This window comes from Rhizobium sp. UFLA01-1127 (genome assembly GCF_059803845.1).
Genome location: NZ_JAUQTZ010000232.1, coordinates 1 through 5,141 on the forward strand (window position 1 = coordinate 1; position 5,141 = coordinate 5,141).

Below are 5,141 nucleotides of genomic sequence, written 5' to 3' on the forward strand. Positions count from 1 at the left end.
GAATGAGCGTTGCTTCTGCGATGTGGAGCTGACGATTGTATTTCTCCGCATCGAGCGCGGTTGCGGCACCTTGCGCGCCGCCGGCGGCCATCCCAACGAGCGCAGAGGCCCATTGACTAAGTGCGTTGCGCTCGTCTTGCGTGAGATTGGGATTATCCGCCAACGCTTTGTCAACGATAGCACCGATCAATTCCTGACCTGCGCCAGCCAGCGCGCCGGTTGAGACATTGCCACCAGCGACCAGCGCCGTGAGAGCTCCAGCCGCGGCATGCAGAGCAACCTTTTCCGTGCCCCCATCCGGGAGTTGGAATTTCTGCCCGAGATAGCCGATCGCCATGTTCATCAGCTGCGACAGCGCTGCAGCGCTCTGTTGCTGCGCCTTGAGCTTATCGATATCGAACGGATCGACCTGGGTGTTGGCCTTCGAAGCGTCCGTGTTGAGCCCCGACAGATCCTGTTGCTGGTTCGCCAGATTCAAGTTGCCCGGCGTGATGGTTGCCAGTGTTTCGCCATGATCGCTCTGTTTCGCCGGCTGGCCGACGACCGGCACGGGAATGCCAGGACCGACGAGGCTGATGCCGTAGCTCTTTGACGAGGCCGACATCGAGTTCGCAATATTGGAGTAGAGGATCTGGTTGGCCGTTAGATCGTTGCTGGTGGGATCGGCGGTCGAACCGATGAAACCGCCAATCAGATCGATGTTACCGTCTGTTCTGACGTGATAGCCGCCAGAGCCGGCGAAGATACCGCTCTGCTGCGTGACGTTGGCGTAATCGCCAGTAATACTGCCCTGATTGTAGCCGCCTCCGATGACTGAACCCTTCGGGCTCGGTCCGATGCTGACGGAGGCGCTTTTATTGTTCTCATTATAGGCTGCCGTATCCTGACGGCTCTCGATAACGATGCCGTTCTTAGCAGCAGCGTTGACTGTGTTCCCGGAGAGTACGGCGCCGGCCAGTGTCAACGAGTCACCCGCTACGACGGTAACGGTATTGGTGCCGCTCACATTTGAGTTCACCTGGGTGACGGAGCTGCCATTCGATTTGTCGCTGGCATAGCTACCGTTCGCAGCAAAGCCGGCGCTCGATTGTGCCCCAAGATTCCAGCTATAGCCGATGCTGGCACTGCCGGATTTGCTGCTGCTCTTGTTATCGGAGGTCGCCTGAACGCTCTCCAGGTCGACACTGCCAGCCGCCGAGATCAGTACTTGGCCGTTATTGGGATCGTCGGAGGGAGTGGGCGTTTTGCCATCCTTGCCCATACCGGCACTGATCTGGACGCCTCGGCCGACCACATCGCCCGATTGGGCCATAATCGTCACCGAGCTGCCACGAATAGCGGGCGGAACCGGGATCGAGGTCGTCGATTGCGACGAGCTTTCACTGAAGCTGTAGCCGGCGGTGATCGAGATCGACGCAACGTTGCCGGTAGCGTTGCCGGTCGTGGCATACTGATATGCGTTCTTGAGCGCGTTATAGCCATTGACGCCGGCTAGCACCGCAGGCGCGATGCCATAAATGCCGTTATCGCCGGATAGAAGGCTGCCCGCCTGCATCGCTTGCTGGCCGGCCGAGATCAGCGACGACTGGACGGTCAGGCTGACGCCGGCAAAGCTCTTCTTCTGCATCTCGGAAGCATTGGTCACGTCATTGCTCGAGAGCATGTTGACGTTATCGCCGGCAATCAGGCTGATCGGGCCGGCAGCCAGTATCTTGCCAGACTGGTCGTTGATGTTGCGGTTGGCGGCTATGGTGATGCTGCCATCGGAGTCCAACGTGCTGACAGCATTGATATTGGCATCTTTCGTGCGCTTCTCCTCCGACTTGGCGACGCCAATGCCGATCGACAGGCTGCCGTCGCCGGAGGAGAAGTTGATGCCGAAGCCGGAACGCTTGGTCTGGCTGGAGGACGACTGTTCTTCCGCGCCCGGCGCGATGTTGACGTCGCGCGCCGAGGAGATGACCGTGCCGTCTCCAGAGTGCGAGGAGGAGCCGAAGATGTTGACATCGCCTTGGGTGGACGTGATCATCGTCGTGCCGCCCGAAGACAGCGTCGAACCGATGTTGTCGGTCGAGCTCTGGCTGCTCTTGGAGTCCTTCGATCCATAGATCGAGATGAATCCGCCGCCGGAGCCAACGCCGATACCGGATTTCTTGACCTGTTTGTCGCTCTCGTGCTCTTCTTCCGCCCCCATAACGGTGACGGTCGAGCCGGAGAGGTTGAGATTGTTGCCGGCGGCGATCTGCGAGCCAGAGACGACCGTCTCACCGTTAGCAGCCACGTTAACGTTGCCGGAGGCGGAGACGGAGGAGCCGACGGTGTCCTCGTCGTAGGTGTGCGTATGGGTCTTCGACGACGAGAGGAAGCCGCTCTTCTTGCTGTCGGATGTGGTTTCTTTCGTGTCCTTGCCGGAAGCGATCACAATGTTGCCGGCGGCGCTGATATTGGCATTGGCCGTATGAGCCGCATCGCCAGCCGTGACATCGGAGGCAGAGACGGTGACGTTGCCGCCCGTAGAAGCGATATTGACACCAGTCTGGCCCGAGATCGAGGAGCCTTCCGCCGTTGTCGTCGTCTCGGTTGCCTTCTTCGAGCCGAACTTGCTGGACGATGATGCACTGTCGGTCGCTTCGCCGATGGTCACATCACCCTTGGCAATCAGGTTGGCGGTGCCGCCCTTGGCATCGATGTCGGAGCCGATAACGCTGATGTTGCCGGTATCGGCCTGGACGGTCACATTGCCGTTCTGAGAGGTAATCGAGGACGCGTTGCTGGTGACGGCGGCCGAGGAGGACTGGCCGCCCTTGTAGCCGGTGGCGGCACCGGCGACAGTCTTCGATTGGCTCGTGGTCTGATCCTGCGAGGCCGTGAACGCGATATTGCCGTTCGCCGAGACGATGCCGAGATTGCCGCCGGCCGCAAGCGACGAGCCGCCGATCAGCACACCCTGATTGCCCGACACCAGCATGGCGCCGCCGGCGATGAGCGACGAGCCCTGCTGGATCTGGGTGGTTGTCGTCGTGATCGTGCCGCCCTGCGAAAGGTTCAGGCGATCCCTGGTGAGAAGGGTATTGTCGACACCGGCGGAGATGATGCTGACCGAACCGCTGGAAGAGAGAACGGAAAGATCGCCGCCGACCTTGGCGGAGCTGGCGATGATGTTGACGCCGTTGGTGCCGGCGATGCTGAGGTTGCCGCCGGTCGTCACCGTGGTCCCGACCAGCGTCTGGACGCCGCCATTATCCTGTTTGACGGCGCCGATCGTCACGGTCTGTCCGGAGAGCTGGGCGCTGCCGCCGGCGGCCACCTTCGTCCCGCTCAGCGTCAGGCTGCCCGCCCCGGCGTCCATCTTCAGGTTGCCGCCGGCCGTGATGCCGCCATTGGCGGTGACGACGGTCTGCCCGCCGATGTTCATGGTCTGGGCGGCAAGCGTGATGCCGTTTTCGGCATTGAGATTCATGTTGCCGCCGGCGAGGAAGGCCCCGCCATTGGCCTTGATGCTGCCCGCGTTGATGGTCATGCCGTCGGCGGCGGCAATCGCGCCGGAATTGTCGATGCTCGCCGCGTCGATGCTGACCGTGTTGCCGGCAATCGTGGCCGCGGACGTAACCTTCGCCCGGTCGGCGGCCGAGAGATAGACGACTGGCACGAGCACCGGTGCGCCGTCGACGATCTCGGTCTGGTAGATGACCATCGATTGCGTCAGCGACGCGGCCTGCTGAGGGGTCAGCGCTTGCCCCAGGCCGAGCCCGTTCGCCGCGGCATAGGCGACCCCGTTGTCGAGCAATGACTTCATCTGGTCGGTGGCGTTATCGCCGGGAACGAAGGAGCCGGCGCCCAGACCATTGCCGACCAATTGGCGCATCTGCTCGTCGATGAGCTGATTGTCGAAATAGGCATCCCCCAGGAAGGGAACCTTGGTCTCGGGCGTATAGCCGATCCGGTCGATGAAATAGGCCGAGCCATAGAATTTCGACACGTCCAGGAAGGCTGCCCGCGTTTCGAACAGGAAGACCTGGCCCGGAACCGTGCCGCCGACGCCGCCCGATTGCGGCTTGGCAAGTGCGGCGAGTTCGGCACCGTTCGTCTGCAGGATCTGGATGAGATTGCCGCTATTGCCGATCGCTGCGGTGAGCTTGCCCATGAGGCTGTTCGGACTGACCGAAGCGTTGCCGACCGTCAGGGTGTTGCCGCTGATCGAAGGGCCGGCGACGGCCGTCACGCCATTGCCGTTGATAGAAGTCCCAGCCGCTGCAGTGACGGCGCCACCGTTGATGGCAGGACCAGCCACTGCAGTCACGCTATTGCCGGTGATCGCTGCACCGGTAGCTGCCGTAACGCCGATGCTGCCGATTGAAGCGCTGCTCGCGGCTGTCACACCGCTGCTGCTGACCGCAACACCATTAGCCACAGCCAGGTTGCCGCCGCTGACCGAAGGACCGGTGGCGGCGGTTACGCGATGGTTACTGACTGCGGCATTTCCATTGGCCGTCAAGCTGCCGCCACTCATCGTAGTGCCGCCGCTGGCCCGCAGATTGCCGCTGCTGATCGCCGGTCCCGAGCCGATCGTCGGGCCGCTACTCGCCAGTGATGGAGCGCCGGTGGCGCTGGCGCCGCCATTGGCCGCAACGTTCGAAAGTGCTGCGTTGACGCTGAACAGCGCCCCACCGGCCGTCATGCTGTTGAGCGCGCCGAGCGGATTGTTGGCAGTCGCGGGAGCGTCGATCGCGACCTGGCCGGCGATAGAACCATTGGACGCGACATTGTTGACCGCACCACCGCCATTGATGGCGAGGCCTCCACGTGCCTGGATGACACCCGAGATGGCGCCGACCACCTGCACGTTGACTGTGGTGCCGGGGTTGAGGTCCTGGCTCGGATCGCGCGTGCCGTTCGGATTCGGTGAATAGGTGAGCGCTGGGCCGCTGCCGCCGATGCAAGGGCGATTGGGGCCGCTGCAATCCGGCCCGCCTTGCGTCGTGTCGGAGGAGACGACATCTGGATAATATTGGCAGGGGGTGCTGCTGTCACAGATCGTCTGGGTGACCCGGTTCAGCGTTGCGCCATCATTGGTGAGCGTGCCCGCAACGGTGAGAAGCATGTTGCCGTCGGCCTTGATCGAGCTGTAGCCATTCCAGAGA

At 62.2% G+C, this 5,141-nt stretch carries 1 protein-coding gene; it reads right to left on the reverse strand.

Going from position 1 to position 5,141, the window contains the following annotated elements; all coding sequences use genetic code 11:
* Nucleotides 1-5,141, reverse strand: a 5,141-nt coding sequence (locus tag Q4Q11_RS30755; protein WP_498571852.1) for a beta strand repeat-containing protein, incomplete at both ends; no start/stop codon positions are given.